Annotated in this window: 18 protein-coding genes; 14 read left to right on the top strand and 4 right to left on the bottom strand. The window is 42.4% G+C overall.

The features are described from left to right. Positions 1-178: 178 nt before the first annotated feature. Positions 179-364: a dihydrofolate reductase family protein gene (locus ACRD7A_RS12135; protein WP_430811211.1), complete on the top strand. Its 186-nt coding sequence runs from the start codon at positions 179-181 to the stop codon at positions 362-364. Between the two features lie 111 nt (positions 365-475). Here ACRD7A_RS12135 and ACRD7A_RS12130 read toward each other — a convergent pair whose 3' ends face one another. Then, positions 476-1,441, bottom strand: a complete 966-nt coding sequence (locus ACRD7A_RS12130) for an NAD-dependent epimerase/dehydratase family protein (protein WP_430811212.1) — start codon at positions 1,439-1,441, stop codon at positions 476-478. A gap of 108 nt (positions 1,442-1,549) precedes the next feature. Here ACRD7A_RS12130 and ACRD7A_RS12125 point away from each other — a divergent pair, with 108 nt between their 5' ends. From ACRD7A_RS12125 to ACRD7A_RS12110, 4 genes are all read left to right on the top strand, one after another. Then, entirely contained in the window at positions 1,550-1,993 is a 444-nt protein-coding gene (locus ACRD7A_RS12125; protein WP_430811213.1) for a MarR family winged helix-turn-helix transcriptional regulator, read from the top strand. Positions 1,994-2,227: 234 nt separating this feature from the next. Then, entirely contained in the window at positions 2,228-2,395 is a 168-nt protein-coding gene (locus ACRD7A_RS12120) for a hypothetical protein (RefSeq protein ID WP_430811214.1), read from the top strand. Between the two features lie 64 nt (positions 2,396-2,459). Then, positions 2,460-3,278 (top strand): DUF5694 domain-containing protein, encoded by an 819-nt coding sequence (locus tag ACRD7A_RS12115; RefSeq protein ID WP_430811215.1) that lies wholly within the window; start codon positions 2,460-2,462, stop codon positions 3,276-3,278. 121 nt (positions 3,279-3,399) lie between these two features. After that, complete coding sequence (locus ACRD7A_RS12110; RefSeq protein ID WP_430811216.1) at positions 3,400-3,978, top strand: type 1 glutamine amidotransferase family protein; 579 nt, start codon at positions 3,400-3,402, stop codon at positions 3,976-3,978. 132 nt (positions 3,979-4,110) lie between these two features. Here ACRD7A_RS12110 and ACRD7A_RS12105 read toward each other — a convergent pair whose 3' ends face one another. Continuing rightward, entirely contained in the window at positions 4,111-6,303 is a 2,193-nt protein-coding gene (locus ACRD7A_RS12105) for a S9 family peptidase (protein WP_430811217.1), read from the bottom strand. A 194-nt stretch (positions 6,304-6,497) separates the two neighbouring features. Between ACRD7A_RS12105 and thrS the strand changes: the two genes are divergently transcribed. The 8 genes from thrS to cdd all read left to right on the top strand — a co-directional run bounded on the left by thrS (position 6,498) and on the right by cdd (position 12,917). Next, on the top strand, positions 6,498-8,444 hold the full coding sequence (gene thrS, locus ACRD7A_RS12100) for a threonine--tRNA ligase (RefSeq protein WP_430811218.1): 1,947 nt from the start codon (positions 6,498-6,500) through the stop codon (positions 8,442-8,444). 28 nt (positions 8,445-8,472) lie between these two features. Next, a complete protein-coding gene (gene infC, locus ACRD7A_RS12095; RefSeq protein ID WP_430817947.1) occupies positions 8,473-9,036 on the top strand; it encodes a translation initiation factor IF-3 in 564 nt (187 codons plus the stop codon). A gap of 31 nt (positions 9,037-9,067) precedes the next feature. Further along, positions 9,068-9,265 carry a 50S ribosomal protein L35 gene (gene rpmI / locus ACRD7A_RS12090; RefSeq protein ID WP_212216287.1) on the top strand — a complete coding sequence of 66 codons (198 nt, stop codon included), beginning with the start codon at positions 9,068-9,070 and terminating at the stop codon, positions 9,263-9,265. Between the two features lie 102 nt (positions 9,266-9,367). Then, positions 9,368-9,718, top strand: coding sequence for a 50S ribosomal protein L20 (rplT, locus tag ACRD7A_RS12085; RefSeq protein WP_430811219.1), 351 nt, complete (start codon positions 9,368-9,370; stop codon positions 9,716-9,718). A gap of 241 nt (positions 9,719-9,959) precedes the next feature. Further along, on the top strand, positions 9,960-10,445 hold the full coding sequence (locus ACRD7A_RS12080) for an RNA polymerase sigma factor (RefSeq protein ID WP_430811220.1): 486 nt from the start codon (positions 9,960-9,962) through the stop codon (positions 10,443-10,445). Beyond that, positions 10,432-10,887 carry an anti-sigma factor family protein gene (locus ACRD7A_RS12075; RefSeq protein ID WP_430811221.1) on the top strand — a complete coding sequence of 152 codons (456 nt, stop codon included), beginning with the start codon at positions 10,432-10,434 and terminating at the stop codon, positions 10,885-10,887. Before ACRD7A_RS12080 ends, ACRD7A_RS12075 begins: the two co-directional genes overlap by 14 nt. Before the next feature lie 52 nt (positions 10,888-10,939). Continuing rightward, positions 10,940-12,241 carry a hypothetical protein gene (locus ACRD7A_RS12070; protein WP_430811222.1) on the top strand — a complete coding sequence of 434 codons (1,302 nt, stop codon included), beginning with the start codon at positions 10,940-10,942 and terminating at the stop codon, positions 12,239-12,241. Positions 12,242-12,434: 193 nt separating this feature from the next. Then, positions 12,435-12,917: a cytidine deaminase gene (gene cdd, locus ACRD7A_RS12065; RefSeq protein WP_430811223.1), complete on the top strand. Its 483-nt coding sequence runs from the start codon at positions 12,435-12,437 to the stop codon at positions 12,915-12,917. 67 nt (positions 12,918-12,984) lie between these two features. Here cdd and ACRD7A_RS12060 read toward each other — a convergent pair whose 3' ends face one another. Both ACRD7A_RS12060 and panB read right to left on the bottom strand, forming a co-directional pair. Beyond that, positions 12,985-13,677, bottom strand: a complete 693-nt coding sequence (locus ACRD7A_RS12060) for an RluA family pseudouridine synthase (RefSeq protein WP_430811224.1) — start codon at positions 13,675-13,677, stop codon at positions 12,985-12,987. Positions 13,678-13,806: 129 nt separating this feature from the next. Further along, positions 13,807-14,625, bottom strand: coding sequence for a 3-methyl-2-oxobutanoate hydroxymethyltransferase (gene panB, locus ACRD7A_RS12055; RefSeq protein WP_430811225.1), 819 nt, complete (start codon positions 14,623-14,625; stop codon positions 13,807-13,809). Between the two features lie 444 nt (positions 14,626-15,069). Here panB and ACRD7A_RS12050 point away from each other — a divergent pair, with 444 nt between their 5' ends. After that, complete coding sequence (locus tag ACRD7A_RS12050) at positions 15,070-17,352, top strand: NADP-dependent malic enzyme (protein WP_430811226.1); 2,283 nt, start codon at positions 15,070-15,072, stop codon at positions 17,350-17,352. Positions 17,353-17,511 lie beyond the last annotated feature (159 nt).

Raw genomic sequence — 17,511 nt, 5'->3', positions numbered from 1 at the left:
ATCACGCTCTTTGACCATATCCAATGTCTAAGGGGTCAATATCCGGAGAAGGGGGTCAGCATGACCGGAATATCCAGTTTGTAACAACAATCAACAGCGAGTAGGAAAGAAAGTAATTAGTATTTATTTGACAAAAACACGGGAATCAGCAAGTAAAAAAAGCGAAATTATCGCTAATATGCAGAGAGGTGCCACAATCCTTACTTTTTTGCAAGAGGATTTAATTGATAAAATGGTGCTTACCCCCCTCCCCTTTTTATCAGGTATTGACCCTACTTTGTTTGCAGAACTGCCCAACGAGTTGCAATTTGAATTGATTAAAACAAAAAACCTATCTGAATCAGTTAACACAGAGTCATTATAAACCAAAAAAATGGCATCCAATTAAAATCTCCCTAAGTAAGTGTTTGGCTTCACGTAATTTCGCAAAGAGACAGTAAAATAGATGCCATTGTTTTTTATCTACAAACTGCTTTTATAATGCAGCTTTTAATTCTTCCAATCCCTCGGTATACGAAACGATATCTTCATAGCCCAATTCCCTTCTGGCTTTTTTATCAACGATCGTGTATTCTGTGCCCTGCATATGAATTAGTTCAACACTAAGAGGTGGGGTTCCCTTTTTTCTCAATATCTTCCAGAACATGGCCATCGTTTTTGCCAGCGCGATAGCCATGCCTTTGCTCATATTTTTCTTTGGAGGCTCAATACCCTGTGTATCAAGTATATCAATTAAGAATTTCCTGAAAACAACATGCTCTTTATCAATTATATAATACATTTCACCGGCTTTACCCTTTTGGGATGCCAAAATAATCCCGTGGCAAAGGTTTTTAACATGACTAACAGGTATTTTGTATTGGCCATGATTGAACCAAGCCATCTTTTTTTCTTTACAGGCCTCTATCATAAACTTTACTGCGCTGCCATTACCCCACACCAATGGAGGTCGTATAATAATGGTCTCAAATTCTGAAGAATTATTTTTCAAAACAACTTCTTCAGCCAACACTTTGGTTTTACAATATGTCCCTTTAGGCAAGCTTGAAAATGTAAGGCTTTCATCTGCGTCATAAACTGGTTTCCCCCTAAGAAGAATAGCTGCTGTACTTACAAAAATAAATTTTGGAACCTTGGCTTTCTTTGCAGCGTCAATCAGGTCTTCGGTTCCTTTAACATTTATTTGATAGGTATAATCATATCCTTTATGAAAATCAGTTGCAGAAGCTAAATGAAAAATAACAGAACAGCCTTGAAGATCTTTAGCTAACCGTTCAGTATCGGTCATGTCTACGGAAACTGGAGTTGCTCCTAACTCCCTAATTATTTGTGCCGATTCTTCTGACCGTGCCATAGCCAAAACTTCAGCTTTTTCCTTAATGAGCATACTTATCAGATTACTCCCAACAAATCCTGACCCCCCTGTAACAAAACATTTCATAATAGATAGTTTTTAGCGTATTACATTTTAATTGTCATGACAAATATAATGATATATTTGTCGTGACAAACAATGTTTGTAAATTTGTATCGTACAAAAACATACTTGATGCAAGATAACCTTGAAAATATAGTTAATCATAGAGTTTCAATCGTTGCTGTTCTAATGAAACGCCAGATATTTAAAATACTTTCAAAAAAAGAACTGAAAGTAACGCCCGACCAATGGGTGGTGCTGTATTATTTATGGCAACATAACGGCTTATCAATTGGAGAAATAGCTAAGCAATCGAAAAAAGACTTCGCTAACGTTACCAGAATAGTCGATAAGTTGATAAAAATGGAATACCTCACTAAGAAACGGGATAAAAATGATAGCCGAAAAAGCAATGTATTCCTACAACCCAAGGGAAATGCCATAAAAGAGGACATTCAGAATTGCTGGAAAGAAGCTTCTGATATAGCGCTTAAAGGAATAAGTAAGATAGAGCAAGAACAGCTAATGAACATTCTAACTAAAATTGAGAACAATATATTAATTGATTTAGAATAATTTAAAGCTACAGTTATGTCAAAGCTTACACAAGATTTGAAAGAAATGTTAAGTTCGCAATAATGTTTTCATACTACCGTTAGTAAAGACGGATTACCTAAAATTGCACCCAAATATTCAACCCGGGTATTCAATGGTGGAACCTTAATTTTTACAGAAGGAGTAGGTGGAAAAACCTATCAGAATGTCCTAGTTGGCTTTAAAGGTGTGGTTGCTGTTGTCAATTGTGAAACTATGGATCGATTCAGATTTATTAGTACGCCAGAAGTATTAACTAAGGGCAATATTTATAAACAGTCTGCAGAAATATCAGTCAAAGCAGGGATGCCAAGACCAAAAGCTGTGATTCTTGCTCTACAAACACAGAAAAGAAAAAAAGACAACGCCAACAATGGCCTATGAAAACGCAGAGCTTTAAGCCTCATGTAGTTATTTAAAAAATAACCAACCCCAATCTCTAAACCCCATGAAGAAAGCAAGTATTATTACAGGAATAATGTTGATGGCCTCCAGTTACATGGTAAAAGGCCAGATAGAGACGGATGCGCCAACCAAAAAATCGGTGATCGCCTTACTGGGCGTCTTTCATTTTGCTGGTACATCCGATCTTATTTCTATTAAGGCAGATGATTTAGCGTCTGTTCAAAGGCAGAACGAGATCAAAGAGCTTGTCAATCGACTAAGCGACTATAAGCCTACCAAAATACTGGTTGAGCATCCCTTCGGCGATCATCAAACAGATTCGCTCTACCAGTTGTATTTAAAAGGTGCTCATGACTTATCCATCCACGAGTGCCAACAAATCGGCTTTCGATTGGCCAAGAAAATGGGCCATCGCCACATTTATCCGGCCGATCATAAAATGACTCTACCCTTTAAGGAGCTGACCGATTACATGAAAGAAACTGGTCAAATGGCGCAATTGGAAAATATGATTACTGATATGAAGACGATTATTCTGCAGGCCTCTCAAAAAGCTTATGATGAGAGCAGCCTAAGCGATTATTTTGTACTCCTCAATAGCGATGAATTTGATGCAGGCAATAAAAATATGTACCTGTACCATACCAATCAAATGGGTGACGCCAATAATAGTGTCGGAACCAATTTAGTGGCAAAATGGTGGGAACGCAATTTCAGAATCATGTACAACATTGATTGCATTGAAGAGCCGGGCGATCGCATTCTGATCATCTTTGGTCAGGGCCACACAGCTGTGCTGAAAGATTTTTATAAAGCGCGAACCGACATTATTTATGAAGAAATTACGGAGTATCTGCAATAACAGACAACCCAACATTTACGCCCACCGGGGCGCCACTTAGCAAGTAACCAGCATACACGCCCGGCCACCCACCCAAAGCTCTCGATATCAATAAAAGACTATTCATAAACCAAAAAATATCATGAAGAAGAAAGTATATGTGTTTCTATTTGATGGCTTCTCAGACTGGGAAATCTCTTACTTAACACCGGAAATCAATAAGGACGAACGATTTGATTTAATTTACTTTTCGGCAGATGGAAAGGCCATTACGTCAATGGGCGGCATGACGGTTCAACCTTCAGCCTCACTTACAGAACTCAACAGTAACGAAATTAATTTATTAGTGCTTCCGGGCGGAACGGCATGGGAACAAAGAGCAATCACGAGCACCGACCAACTGGTAAAAGACTTGTTTGAAAAAGGAAAAACAATTGCGGCCATCTGTGGGGCAACAGTCTATTTAGGACAATTGGGGATTTTAGATAAGCTGAATCATACCAGCATCGACCTGAATTACTTAAAAGCCGTAGCACCAGAATATCAGGGAAGCAACTCTTACCAAAACAAACTGGCTGAAACCGATAAGAACCTTATTACGGCAAACGGCATTGCTCCAATCGAATTTGCCAGAGAGGTTTTTAGAACACTAGGGCTTAAAAACGATAGCGATTTAGAAAAATGGTTCCAACTGTTTAAAAACGGGGTTTGGAGTGAATAATTATGGAGTACTGAAAGAAGAAGTATATTCAGAACCATATGACCGATTGGTAAGAAGCACCCAAAACAGGCTTCACAGACATAAAAATAGCCCCGGCAGTGCACCGGGGCTTTAATTTTATTATGAGTTCTCTTACAGGTTCCTGAACAGGTAGTCTGCTTTCATTTTGTAAAGATGATTGCGCACATTACCTCCATAGATACTGTGATTACGGTTGGGGTAGGCAAACATATCAAACTGCTTACCCGCCTGCACCAAACGATCCACATATTCCATCACATTTTGAAAGTGAACATTATCATCAGCTGTACCATGAATCAGGAATAAACGACCACTTAAATCGTTGGCAAGGTTAATGGGGCTGTTATCGTCATAACCATTGGGATTTTCCTGTGGCTTACGCATGTAACGCTCGGTATAAACCGTATCATAGTAGCGCCAGTTGGTTACGGGTGCCACCGCAATGCCAATTTTAAACACATCGGATTTGCTCAAACACAACGACGACATAAAACCACCATAGCTCCACCCCCATATACCAATACGCGATGCATCGACATAATCAAGCGACCCAAGATATTTGGCTGCTTCAATCTGATCATCCGACTCCAGCTTACCCAGCTGCATATAAGTACACTTTCGGAACTCCTCACCACGTGCGCCGGTACCACGGGGATCAACACAAGCCACCATATATCCTTCAGCGGCAAGGTATTGCTCCCAACCCATGCCCCAACGATCCAGCACCTGTTGTGAGTTAGGACCACTGTATTGCACCATCAATACGGGATACTGCTTTGATGCATCAAAGTTTAGCGGCTTCACCATCCATCCGTTCAGGTCAATACCTTCTGAGGTTGTAAATGAAAAGAACTCCTTGGGGCTGATCTCAAACTGAGCAATACGCTCATTTAACGCCTCATTATTCTCTAATACTCTTATTTGCCGACCTTTTCCGTCGTGCAAAGTAACCTGTGTAGGAGTTTGCGTATTAGAAAAGTAGTTGATAAAGTACTTAAAACCCTTACTGAACACCGCTCGGTTTGTGCCTTCCACAGTCGAAAAATTAGTGAGCTTCTTGCCATCACTGCGAATAGCATATACTTCACGCTGCATCGGCGACTTAGCGGCTGCCTGATAATAAAACATACGTGTTTTTTCATTGTAGCCCAGGTAATCAGTCACATCCCATTTTCCCTTGGTAATCTGGCGCACCTGACGGCCGGCCATGGTATAAAGATAGATATGATTATACCCATCCATTTCACCCACGTACACAAAATGCTTGCCGTCGTTTAAGAACTGAAGGTTATCCAACACATCCTCGCCTACATAGCGTTCGTTACGGTCACTAAACACAGGAGCACTAACGCCCGAACCTGTATTAGCAATGAGTAACTCAAGGAAATTCTGATGGCGATTCATACGAATAATACCCAGCTTACCCTCTGTTTTAGTAAAACGCACCCGGGGAATATAGATATCGGTCTCTTCGCCAATATCCATGGTTTTAGTAGTACGGTTTTTAATATTAAACACATGCACACTAACCAAGGCATTGTCCTCACCCGCCTTTGGGTACTTAAATTTGTATTGTCCTGGATACGCACTATATTCGTCGCGTGTGGGATAAGAGGCCTGATATACTGGAAAAGCAAACTCCTTCACACGCTCCTCGTCAAAACGTATAAAAGCAATTTCCTTACTATCGGGCGACCAGTCATAGGCTTTGTTAAATCCAAACTCCTCTTCATATACCCAGTCAGGCACACCATTCAGTACCTTATTCAGCTCACCGTCACTGGTGATGGCACTCTCGGTACCAAATTTTAGCTTTACTAAATAAAGGTCATTATCACGAACGAAGGCCACCATCTCACCATTGGGTGAAAAAGAGGCCACCTGCTGCTTCCCGTTTTCCGATAAAGGCTTCAGCTCATTATAAGTAATATCATACACATAATAATCTGCTTTGAAAGAGTGTCGGTAAACAGACTCTACATTGGTGTATACCAAAATCTTAGTCTCATCATCGTTAAACTCGTAACCCTGTATGTACTGAATATCCGCCTCACCCTTCATCTCTTTTTCCAGGTCAAACACCACAGAGACCTGCTTACCACTGGAATACTGGTATTTGACAATGCGTTTGCCCTCTTCAAGCGTGGTGTAATGAATACCATCGCTCATGGAACGCAAGCCCCTTACCGAGTGGGCATAAAAAGTACCCTTTTGCGTTACATCTTCAATGGTAACCGTTTGCGTCTGTGCACAAACAGCAGCCGACATCATTAATCCGGCGAATAAAATGCTTAAATACTTCATTTTAAAACTATTTATCTTTAAATATCAATCTCTTCACTTAGGTCAAAACTACTAAATTACACCACTATAAAACAATGTGAATGGTCAACATTTTATTTTTAGCCGCAAGAATGTTAAAAAAAGCACAGCGCCCCCCTTGCTTTCAGGCGTTTTATGTATCTTTGCATGTTTTTTAAAATCTAAGCAATAGTAGCATGATAAGAATTACCTTTCCCGACCAAAGTGTCAGAGAGTTTGAAGCAGGCGTAACAGGTTTAGAAATTGCGCAAAGCATTAGTTCGCGTTTGGCTAAAGAAGTTTTATCGATTACGGTGAATGATACCCTGATGGATTTAACGCGTCCGATCACGACCGATGCCTCCATTAAACTGCACAAATGGGACGATGAGGAAGGAAAACATGCGTTTTGGCACTCCTCGGCTCACCTAATGGCCGAAGCCATTGAAGCATTGTATCCGGGAACGAAGTTCGGCATTGGCCCCACCATCGAAAATGGTTTTTATTACGATATCGATACGGGCGATACCATTATTAAAGATGCTGACTTACCCAAGATCGAGAAAAAGTTTAAAGAACTGGCCAGCCAGAAGCATCCTTATGTGCGCCGCGAGGTAAGTAAAGCTGAAGCACTGGATTATTTCACTAAAAAAGATGACGAGTATAAAATAGAGCTCATTAGTGAATTGGAAGATGGTACCATCTCCTTTTACGAGCAAGGTAATTTTACCGATCTGTGCCGTGGTCCGCACTTGCCCTCAACGGCGCCCATCAAAGCCATTAAGCTACTAAGTGTGGCTGGTGCCTACTGGCGCGGTGACGAAAAACGTAAGCAGCTAACACGTATCTATGCCATCTCCTTTCCCAAGGCCAAAATGCTGGAGGAATACATGGTGATGCTGGAAGAAGCACAGAAACGTGATCACCGCAAAATTGGTAAAGAGCTGGAATTATTTGCCTTCTCGCAAAAAGTAGGACAAGGTCTTCCGCTGTGGCTACCCAAAGGAGCCAAGCTGCGCGAACGTCTGGAGAATTTTCTGAAGCGCGTACAGGTGAAATATGGTTACGAGCCCGTGATTACACCACATATTGGCAATAAAGAGTTGTATGTTACATCGGGACACTATGCCAAGTATGGCAAGGATTCGTTTCAGCCCATTAACACACCGGCCGAGGGCGAAGAATTCCTACTCAAACCCATGAACTGTCCGCACCACTGCGAGATATATAAAACCAAGCCTCGCTCATACAAGGATCTGCCCATCCGCTTTGCTGAATTTGGCACGGTATATCGTTACGAGCAGAGTGGCGAGCTACACGGTCTGACTAGGGTACGAGGTTTTACGCAGGATGATGCTCACCTGTTCTGCCGTCCCGACCAGCTAAAGGATGAGTTTAAAAAAGTAATTGACATCATCTTATACATCTTTAAAGCACTTGACTTTAAAGATTACGTAACACAGGTTTCCTTGCGCGATCGTGAAGATCACTCGAAATACATCGGAACAGAGGACAACTGGAACAAAGCTGAACAAGCCATTATTGAGGCCTGCGAAGAAAAAGGGATGAATACCATTGTGGAGTATGGCGAAGCGGCTTTTTACGGCCCTAAGCTCGACTTTATGGTGAAAGATGCCTTGGGACGCAAGTGGCAGTTAGGTACGATTCAGGTAGACTACAACCTACCGGAACGCTTCGACCTTGAATACATTGGCAGCGACAACCAGAAACACCGTCCGGTAATGATTCACCGCGCACCCTTTGGAAGTATGGAGCGCTTTGTGGCAGTATTAATTGAGCACACCGCCGGTAAGTTTCCATTGTGGCTAACACCCGAGCAGGTAGTCATCCTGCCCATCAGCGAAAAATATAATGAATACGCTGAAAAAGTTTTAAAATTCCTAAATAATTCCGATATTCGTGCCGTCCTAGATGACCGTAATGAGAAGATCGGTAAGAAAATAAGGGACAACGAGTTAAAGCGCATTCCCTACCTGTTAATTGTAGGTGAAAAGGAAGCCGAAGAAGGCAAAGTTGCCGTTCGTAAGCAGGGAGAAGGGGATAAAGGCGCCATGACACAACACGATTTTGTAGATTTTATTACACAGGAAGTAGAAAATATGCTTTCTGAGATTGAAAAGTAGTACTAATTAATTAAAGGAGGGTTTAACTATAGCTAGACCAAACAGAAGGCAGGTACGCCCTGTAAAAAAGGAGCCTGCTCACAGAATTAATCGATACATACGGGTTCCCCAGGTAAGACTGGTAGGCGATAACATTGAGAACCCAGGCGTGTACCCAACAGTGGAAGCCATTAAAATGGCTGATGATATGGATCTCGATTTGGTGGAGATTTCACCGAATGCCGATCCGCCTGTCTGTAAGATAACGGATTATCAAAAATTCCTGTACCAGCAGAAGCGCAAGCAAAAAGAGCTGAAGGCAAAAGCAGTGAAGGTAGTAGTAAAGGAAATTCGCTTTGGGCCTAACACAGATGATCATGATTATCAGTTCAAGCTAAAACATGCCGAGAAATTCTTAAATGAAGGTGCCAAAGTAAAGGCCTTTGTATTCTTTAAAGGACGTTCTATACTATTTAAAGATAAAGGTGAAATTCTATTGCTTCGCTTTGCACAGGACTTAGAGGAACTTGGTAAAGTAGAACAGCTTCCTAAATTAGAAGGCAAGCGCATGACTATGTTTATTGCGCCCAAAGCCAGTGCTAAGAAGAAATAGCTTATTTTTTATAACTAAATAGATAGGAATAATGCCAAAAATGAAGACAAATTCCAGTGCTAAAAAGCGTTTTACCATCACTGGAAGCGGGAAAATCAAGCGGAAGCATGCTTTTAAGAGTCACATCTTAACGAAAAAGACTACAAAGCAGAAGAGAAATTTGACCTATGCTGGCACTGTTCACAAAGCGGATGAAACAAACATCAAGCTGTTACTGAACATGAAGTAATTCGAATTTCGAGCAGAGAAAGAAACGATTTTTTTTAACCCGAGTGACTTAGCTGAGAAAGATTCCCAAAGGGGGCGCTAACCATTCGAAAATGATTTTAAAATGCCAAGATCAGTCAATCATGTGGCGTCAAGAGAACGACGCAGAAAGCTATTAAAGCAAACCAAAGGATACTTTGGACGTAGAAAAAACGTATGGACCGTTGCTAAAAACGCCTACGAAAAAGGTTTATCATACGCATACCGCGATAGAAAAAAGAAGAAGAGCAACTTCAGAGCATTGTGGATTCAGCGTATTAACGCCGCTGCTCGCTTAGAAGGTGTATCATACAGCAAATTAATGGGTATGCTGCACGCTCAAAACATTGAAATCAACCGTAAGGTTTTGGCTGACCTGGCCATGAACCACCCGGAAGCTTTCAAAGCGATTGTAAAAAAAGCAACCAACGCTTAATTAGTAATTAAGCTAAGATATTAAGGAGACCAAGTGGGTCTCCTTTTTTTTATGCCCAAATACGAATCTGAAGCCTGTGAATCAGCTGAAATTTTTCAGCATTGTTTCAGCATTGTTTACACCCCCATGCTTCGCACAAAACTTTCTTTTATTCAGTCCTACCCTACAATCAATAAAAAACATTCTCCCCTTTGTCACAAATTGCCATCTTTAACAGACATATATACAAAAGGCAATAGATTTGACACCATTTGAAACCATATACACCAAACACTACGCAGGCACACACCGCCTAGCCACCAAGTTGCTTGGTCAATCCGGTATAGTCAAGGATATTGTTCAGGAAGTATTTTTAAGCCTGTATGAACGACGTAAAGATGCTGACGTAATAGAGCAACCCGGGGCCTGGCTCTATCGTGCCACTTACTACAAATGCATCGATTACCTGAAGCAGCAAAGTAAGTTCTGCCAATTGGAAAACCTGAAACCAACATGCGACTATCAGTTGGCACACGAACAGAAAGAAACGAGAGCGTGGCTAGATCAAGCACTGAACATCCTTAATGATAAGGAGCGCTTACTGGCAATTTTATACAGCGAAGATTTATCCTATAAAGAATTAGCACTGGCCACGGGTATTCCATTAAATTCAGTGGGCAAAACCCTGTCGAGAACACTTAAGAAACTGGAAAAAGTATTAAAGGAGGAGTACAATGAAATGTTTTGATGAAGCCATAATACAGACCTACATCGACAAGGAATGTAGCGCAGAGGAGGAGGAGGCCGTTCGAGCACATCTGCAAACCTGTGCGGTTTGCAGCACAAGCGTTGAACATTATCTTAAACGATCGCAGCAAATTAAGAACCTACTGAACAGCCCACTAACCCAACAGAGGGAAGCGCCAGCCATGCCCCCCTTCGTTAAACCTAAAGCGCCGAAACGCATTTTACGGCAGGGCATCAAATGGTTCAGTGCGGTGGCTTCCATCGTGGTCATACTGCTTGCCCTCAACCATTTTCACAAAGCCCCTAACGCCTATGACTATTTTCTGTACCAAACGATTGATTTCAAGGTGGATGCGAACAAACCCATAAGCCAGCAGGACTTTACTATGCAGCTAATTGACCCACACGGCAATACCATATTTCTTGATGAGACAAAGTACTAATCTTTAATGGCCTATAATACAATTCGGTTATAACCCTATTAAACACTTCAATATGAAAACATTGAGCCTAAGCTTACTATTTGCCATGATGCTAACAAGCATCCATGCACAAAACCTCATCGATATTTACAAAAGAGGCACGGTTAAGCTGACACCGGATGATAACTATGCCAATAACAATGACTGGAACAAAGTTTTTGAGACATATTACGACACAGTACACAGCAAGCCCATGGGCATTAGAAAATCCTTGATCATCACGCCGAATGGCTCTGCTGTGGTCAATCATGCCTATCGTAATTATTACACGAAATTTACACCGGATGGTACCTATCAAACGGAATTTGGCATTATTAACAGCAGTGGCAATCGATTTAAAAAAACAACCCATATCAGTGGTGTCATTAACGGTAACACTTTCTTTACAGGATTAGACAACATGGGTAATATGCGCTGCCTCGATTTGGAGGGCAATTACAAAAAGACTTTAAAACTCGACTATATGACGAGTCAGATGATTCCCCTGCCCAACGGAAAAATTGCTGTGGTAGGATGGGTTATCTGGGCGAAGAAATTCAGGGATTTTGTAGCTATTGTTGATTACGAAACCAACGAAGAACAAGTCATATGGGAGCACTTCACCGATCGGGACACGCCCCGCAGCTGGGGCGGATCCAACACGCAAACCTTTCACTACAGCTACACCTTTAAAAAACAGGGAGCTGTTTCATGCTCAACAATGCCGTTCACAAGGGCGATGGGCATCAAGGCACGCCCGAAGCTTGCATGTATTAATAAGCGTCTGATTATTGCCAACCCCAGCAATGGCGAACTGCAAACCTTCGATTTAGAAGGCAACTTACTGAGCAAAAAGAAAATGAACCTGCTGAGCGGAGAAATCAGCGCTGAGGAACAAAAGAAGATACAGCAAAAAGCCATAGACCGATACAAAGGTATGAATCCACTCCGCTTTGCCGCCTTTGATTGGGTAAATGAGGACGAAAGCCGGGCCGCACATCAATACTTTATTGAGGCCATGTTGGATGATTACAACAAGATTAGTGAGCCCATTAAAAAGCCGTATTTTGCCACGGTGATTAAAGACTCGGATGATAACCTGCTGTTTTTTGATTTCCCGGAGAATGAAAATGCCAATAGATTCAATGTTTGGGTCTATAAAAATGGCGGCGAATTTATATGTCAAAGCAGCTTTGCCTGCAACGATTATGAATTACAGATCAATCCTGATAAACTAGTGTTTCACAAAGGCTATCTTTATGGTTTACAAATATTAAAGGAAGCCAATGGTGTTCCACTGCGCCTGGTACGCTTCTCGCTAAGTGAACCTAAATAGATCCCTACCGATACAAATATCACGAGCGCTTAGTAGGCAAAGAAGTTATGCTAAGCGCTCATGGTTTCGTTTCATAATTTCATTTTTACTATCTTTCCAGTATAAATCCAAATAAAAAAATGCACTATACGACAGTAGCACATCAGTGAATCGTAACAATTAAAATGCATTTGATACTTTGAAGGTAAAGCAAATGAAGAAAATCAGTATTAATGTACCCATAGAGGTCTACGAATCAGCGGCTGAACTCATGCCCTATGAACAAGACCTTACCCAGGCGGCAGAAGAAGCCTGCAAAACAGCTTACGCACCATTCTCCAAATTTCGCGTAGGCGCTGCTGTACTCCTTGAAAATGGTAAGGTAATAACCGGCAGCAATCAGGAAAATGCCGCTTATCCTTCCGGACTGTGTGCCGAGCGTGTGGCGCTGTTTTACGCCAATGCACAATACCCGGATACACCCGTTAAGGCGATAGCTATTGCCGCCAGCAATGCCAATGGTTTTATCGAAACACCCGTGGCCCCTTGTGGTGCCTGCCGCCAAGTAATGTTACAGACTGAGCTGCGCTTTGGTGCGGCCTACGATATATTGCTTGTAGGAAAGCAAGCCATCAACAAACTAAAAAGCTGTAAAGACCTGTTACCGCTAACCTTCGAAGGAAAAGAATTGATCTGATAAAGAAGAAGAGGGTATTCCATGCTCAAAACACTGAATACCCTCCTTATGCTCTTTTCAATCCCTCCTACTGTTCCTGCACATTGCGAAACTCCTTCCACAGGTTTTCAGTCGGTGGAGTAGGCGCCACAATGCATATGGGCTCTTGTTTAACGGGGTGTACAAATTCTATTTTGCGGGCATGCAACGATATGCTACCGTCTTTATTCGATCGCGGGAAACCATATTTCAAGTCTCCGCGTATGGGGCAACCAATCTTGGCCAACTGACAGCGTATCTGATGGTGACGACCCGTTTCCAGATCCACCTCTAGTAAGTAATAATTCTTAAGACCCGAAACCAACCGATAGTTAAGAATGGCTTCCTTGCTACCACTTCGTGGCTTGGGAAAGGCATAAGACTTATTCTTCTCAGAGTTCTTCAGGATATGATGTACCAAGCGACCACTATCACTCTCGGGCAGCTCTGCCACAAGTGCCCAATAGGTCTTTTTTACCGTCTTTTCCTGAAACATTTTATTCAGGCGACTCAAAGCCTTACTTGTGCGGGCAAACAGCACCACACCACTTACGGGACGATCGAGACGATGCACCACGCCTAAAAACACCTCTCCCGGTTTATTGTACTTCTTTTTGATATAAGCTTTCACCCGGTCGCTGAGCGTCTCATCGCCGGTTTTATCGCCCTGCACAATATCCGATGCCGACTTATTAACCGCAATAATGTGATTGTCTTCGTATAATATATCCAGTTTCTTCATTCTTTTTTTAGCCTTTCGCTGTTAGCCGCCAGCAATTAGCGTTTCACAACTTTAATTTATTTATTTTATTATTAGAGCTGCAATATTCTGCGCCACGCTCATTAATCAGCACTCCCTTCTCCCCTTCTTTTAGTATTGCTCGCGCTCATTGGGGAAATCTACATTTTTCACATCTTCGATGTAATTACCCACGGCACCTTTAATTTCGGCAAACAGATTGTGATAACGACGTAGGAAACGCGGGGAGAACTCCTGGTTAATGCCTAACATATCGTGCAACACCAACACCTGACCATCTACCTGATGACCGGCACCAATACCAATAATGGGGATTTTCACCTCTTTGGCCACCTGACCGGCTAATGAGGCCGGTATCTTTTCCAGCACAATAGCAAAACAACCTGTCTCCTCAAGCAAGTGAGCATCTTCAATCAGCTTCTTAGCCTCTTCCTCTTGCTTAGCACGCACCGTGTAAGTACCAAACTTATGAATTGACTGTGGCGTAAGACCCAAGTGACCCATCACCGGTATACCAGCCGATAATATACGTTGTATGGATTCTATAATTTCAGCACCACCTTCCAGCTTCACCGCATCGGCCGCTGTTTCTTTCATAATACGAATGGCTGAAGTAAGTGCCTCCTTGGAGTTGCCCTGGTAAGTACCAAAAGGCATGTCCACTACCACCAAAGAGCGCTGAACCGCCCGCACCACCGAGGCACCATGATAAATCATCTGATCCAGGGTAATGGGCAAGGTAGTTTCCCAACCTGCCATCACATTGGATGCCGAGTCACCTACCAATATGACATCAATACCGGCATGATCTACAATCTTCGCAAGAGAATAATCATACGATGTTAGCATGGCTATCTTTTCATCTCGCATCTTCATCTCACTCAGCACATGAGTGGTAACTTTTTTTCTTCTTTCCTGAGCAACTGACATAGCTATTTATTTAACCACTGTTGTGGAAGTATAATTCAATTGTTTAAAACATATTGTAACCAGCAGCTTACTAATTACAGGTGGCAAAGTTAATCATTTGTTATGAGCATCGCGACTTAATTATTCAAATCCATTCTATTTCTCAAATTAACAGATCCAATTCCACATAAAAGTGTTTTTTTATTAATACACACTCATTTCTACCGATATGGATATATCCAAGTTTTAGGGAACGGTTCTCTACCGTAGGATGCTTATAAAGAACCGCTCCCTAAATGCTAAATAAAAATGGAACTTTCAGAACTTACTACATAATACTGGCTGGATTTTAATCTTGCTTTTAACTACCTTACAGGGTGCATTTTATTTATCAAACCACGATGTTTCGCAACATCTAGCGACGAAAAATAATCAACACCCACAATCAATTAAAAACAAAACCGCATGTCTACTACTAGAGAAGATGCCCTTCATTACCACGAAAACGGACGCCCCGGAAAAATTGAGGTAATTCCCACCAAACCCTACAGCTCCCAGCTGGATTTATCCCTCGCCTACTCACCGGGCGTTGCCGAACCCTGCAAAGAGATTGAAAAGAATGCAGACGATGCCTATCGATATACGGCTAAAGGCAACCTGGTGGGCGTTATATCCAATGGTACGGCGGTGCTGGGACTCGGAGATATAGGAGCCACTGCCGGCAAGCCGGTGATGGAAGGCAAAGGCCTTTTATTTAAGGTATTTGCTGATGTGGACGTATTTGACATTGAGGTAAATACCAAAAAGGTTGATGAAATGGTTACGGTTGTAAAAGCCATTGCGCCTACCTTTGGTGGTATTAATCTGGAAGACATCAAGGCTCCCGAATGTTTTGAAATAGAAACACAATTACAGGAAGCCCTTGATATACCAGTATTTCACGATGATCAGCATGGAACAGCCATCATATCGGCCGCCGGATTACTCAACGCCATTGAGATAACAGGCAAGCACATTGAGGACATGAAAATTGTAGTTAATGGAGCGGGCGCATCAGCCATTATGTGCTCGAAACTATACATTAGTCTGGGCGTTAAACTCAATAACCTATGGATGCTGGACAGCAAAGGATTAATAACCCATCAAAGAAACGACCTGAACAAATACAAGCGTGAGTTTGCACAAGATAGCCACCTCAACCGTATTGATCAGGTCATCCAGGGTGCTGATATGTTTCTGGGCTTATCCAAAGGCAATGTATTAAGTCAGGAAATGGTACAGCAGATGGCCGACAACCCTATTGTGTTTGCCCTGGCCAACCCGGTGCCCGAGATCAGCTATGAAGCAGCCATTGGAGCGCGACCCGATGTAATTGTTGCCACGGGACGCTCGGACTACCCCAACCAGGTGAATAATGTATTAGGCTTTCCCTTTATCTTCAGGGGCGCCCTGGATGTGCGGGCCAAAGCTATTAATGAGGACATGAAAAAAGCCGCTGTATATGCCCTGGCCAACCTGGCCAAGAAAGAAGTTCCGGATCAGGTAAATGCAGCTTACAAGAGTCAGAACCTGATTTTTGGAAGGGACTATATCATTCCCAAGCCTTTGGATCCGCGACTTATTACTGAGGTAGCACCGGCCGTAGCCAAAGCGGCCATGGAAACAGGGGTGGCACGACTTGACATAACCGATTGGGAGCGTTATAAAATTGACCTGATGAAGCGCATGGGGCTATACAATAAACTGGTGCGCGATATTCGAACACGAGCCAGGGCTGATGCCAAACGTATCGTATTCTCCGATGCCGACAATTTTAAGGTTCTGAAAGCTATTGAAGTAGTGCGGACACAGAAAATTGCCCATCCCATACTTTTGGGAAACAAACAAAAAATTGAGGCCCTAGCAGCCGAAAACAACATAGACATAGAGGGATTACCCATTATCGACAATAAAACTCCGGAGCTGGAAAATAAACGGGATGAATATGCCGGGCTATTGTATGCAAAACGACAGCGCAAGGGGCTGAACAAAGAACGAGCACGTTACCAGATGCTGGATCGAAATTATTTTGGTATCATGATGGTGCAAACAGGGGAAGCCGATGGTTTTCTCGGAGGGTTCTCCAATAAATATGCAGAGACTATACGACCGGCTTTACAGATTGCAGGTACCAACAACACGCTGAATCATATTGCCGGCATGTACATTGTCATGACCAAAAAAGGCCCCTACTTCTTCGCGGATACAACCGTCAATTATGAACCCTCGTTTCGCACGCTGGCCGACACCACACTGCTTACTGTTAATGAGGTGAAAAAGTTTAATATTGACCCGGTGGTAGCGCTGGTTTCCTATTCTAACTTTGGATCGACACGGCAGGGTAGTCCCCTACGTGTGCGCCAGGCCGTGGATTACCTGCACAATAACTATCCCGATCTGATTGTGGATGGTGAGATGCAGGCCAATTATGCCTTCAATGCAAAGCTAAGAGCAGAAAGCTTCCCCTTCTGTAAGTTGGGAGATAAAGAAGTTAACACCATTATCTTTCCCAACTTAAGTTCGGGTAACATAGCCTACAAAATGATGCATGAACTGGGACAGGTAGAGATTATTGGCCCCATCCTACTGGGCATTCGCAAACCCATACATGTGTTACAACAGCAATGCTCAGTGCGCGAAATTGTTGATATGGCGGCGATCACAGTGGTGGATGCACAAACTAAAAAAGATCAAATGATAGAATTATAGGTAATGACTTATCAGATGACCAGAAGTGCTTTCGATGTGGTATATGGAATGGTTCTTTATCATAAAACATTTATAAAGAACCGTTGCGTAAATGCATAATTAATACAAAACGTACTTCCTACGCATTTCCTCATCCAATAAGCATGGCAGAAGAGATAA

Source organism: Carboxylicivirga longa (genome assembly GCF_050589825.1).
GTDB lineage: Bacteria > Bacteroidota > Bacteroidia > Bacteroidales > Marinilabiliaceae > Carboxylicivirga > Carboxylicivirga longa.
Note: the sequence above shows the minus strand (reverse complement) of the source record. Positions and strands in the feature narration are given on the sequence as shown.

Coding starts and splice junctions, on each gene's coding strand:
- ACRD7A_RS12135 (WP_430811211.1), top strand. CDS start 179: ATGCAGAGAGGTGCCACAATCCTTACTTTTTTGCAAGAGGATTTAATT.
- ACRD7A_RS12130 (WP_430811212.1), bottom strand. CDS start 1,441: ATGAAATGTTTTGTTACAGGGGGGTCAGGATTTGTTGGGAGTAATCTG.
- ACRD7A_RS12125 (WP_430811213.1), top strand. CDS start 1,550: ATGCAAGATAACCTTGAAAATATAGTTAATCATAGAGTTTCAATCGTT.
- ACRD7A_RS12120 (WP_430811214.1), top strand. CDS start 2,228: ATGGATCGATTCAGATTTATTAGTACGCCAGAAGTATTAACTAAGGGC.
- ACRD7A_RS12115 (WP_430811215.1), top strand. CDS start 2,460: ATGAAGAAAGCAAGTATTATTACAGGAATAATGTTGATGGCCTCCAGT.
- ACRD7A_RS12110 (WP_430811216.1), top strand. CDS start 3,400: ATGAAGAAGAAAGTATATGTGTTTCTATTTGATGGCTTCTCAGACTGG.
- ACRD7A_RS12105 (WP_430811217.1), bottom strand. CDS start 6,303: ATGAAGTATTTAAGCATTTTATTCGCCGGATTAATGATGTCGGCTGCT.
- thrS (WP_430811218.1), top strand. CDS start 6,498: ATGATAAGAATTACCTTTCCCGACCAAAGTGTCAGAGAGTTTGAAGCA.
- rpmI (WP_212216287.1), top strand. CDS start 9,068: ATGCCAAAAATGAAGACAAATTCCAGTGCTAAAAAGCGTTTTACCATC.
- rplT (WP_430811219.1), top strand. CDS start 9,368: ATGCCAAGATCAGTCAATCATGTGGCGTCAAGAGAACGACGCAGAAAG.
- ACRD7A_RS12075 (WP_430811221.1), top strand. CDS start 10,432: ATGAAATGTTTTGATGAAGCCATAATACAGACCTACATCGACAAGGAA.
- ACRD7A_RS12070 (WP_430811222.1), top strand. CDS start 10,940: ATGAAAACATTGAGCCTAAGCTTACTATTTGCCATGATGCTAACAAGC.
- cdd (WP_430811223.1), top strand. CDS start 12,435: ATGAAGAAAATCAGTATTAATGTACCCATAGAGGTCTACGAATCAGCG.
- ACRD7A_RS12060 (WP_430811224.1), bottom strand. CDS start 13,677: ATGAAGAAACTGGATATATTATACGAAGACAATCACATTATTGCGGTT.
- panB (WP_430811225.1), bottom strand. CDS start 14,625: ATGTCAGTTGCTCAGGAAAGAAGAAAAAAAGTTACCACTCATGTGCTG.
- ACRD7A_RS12050 (WP_430811226.1), top strand. CDS start 15,070: ATGTCTACTACTAGAGAAGATGCCCTTCATTACCACGAAAACGGACGC.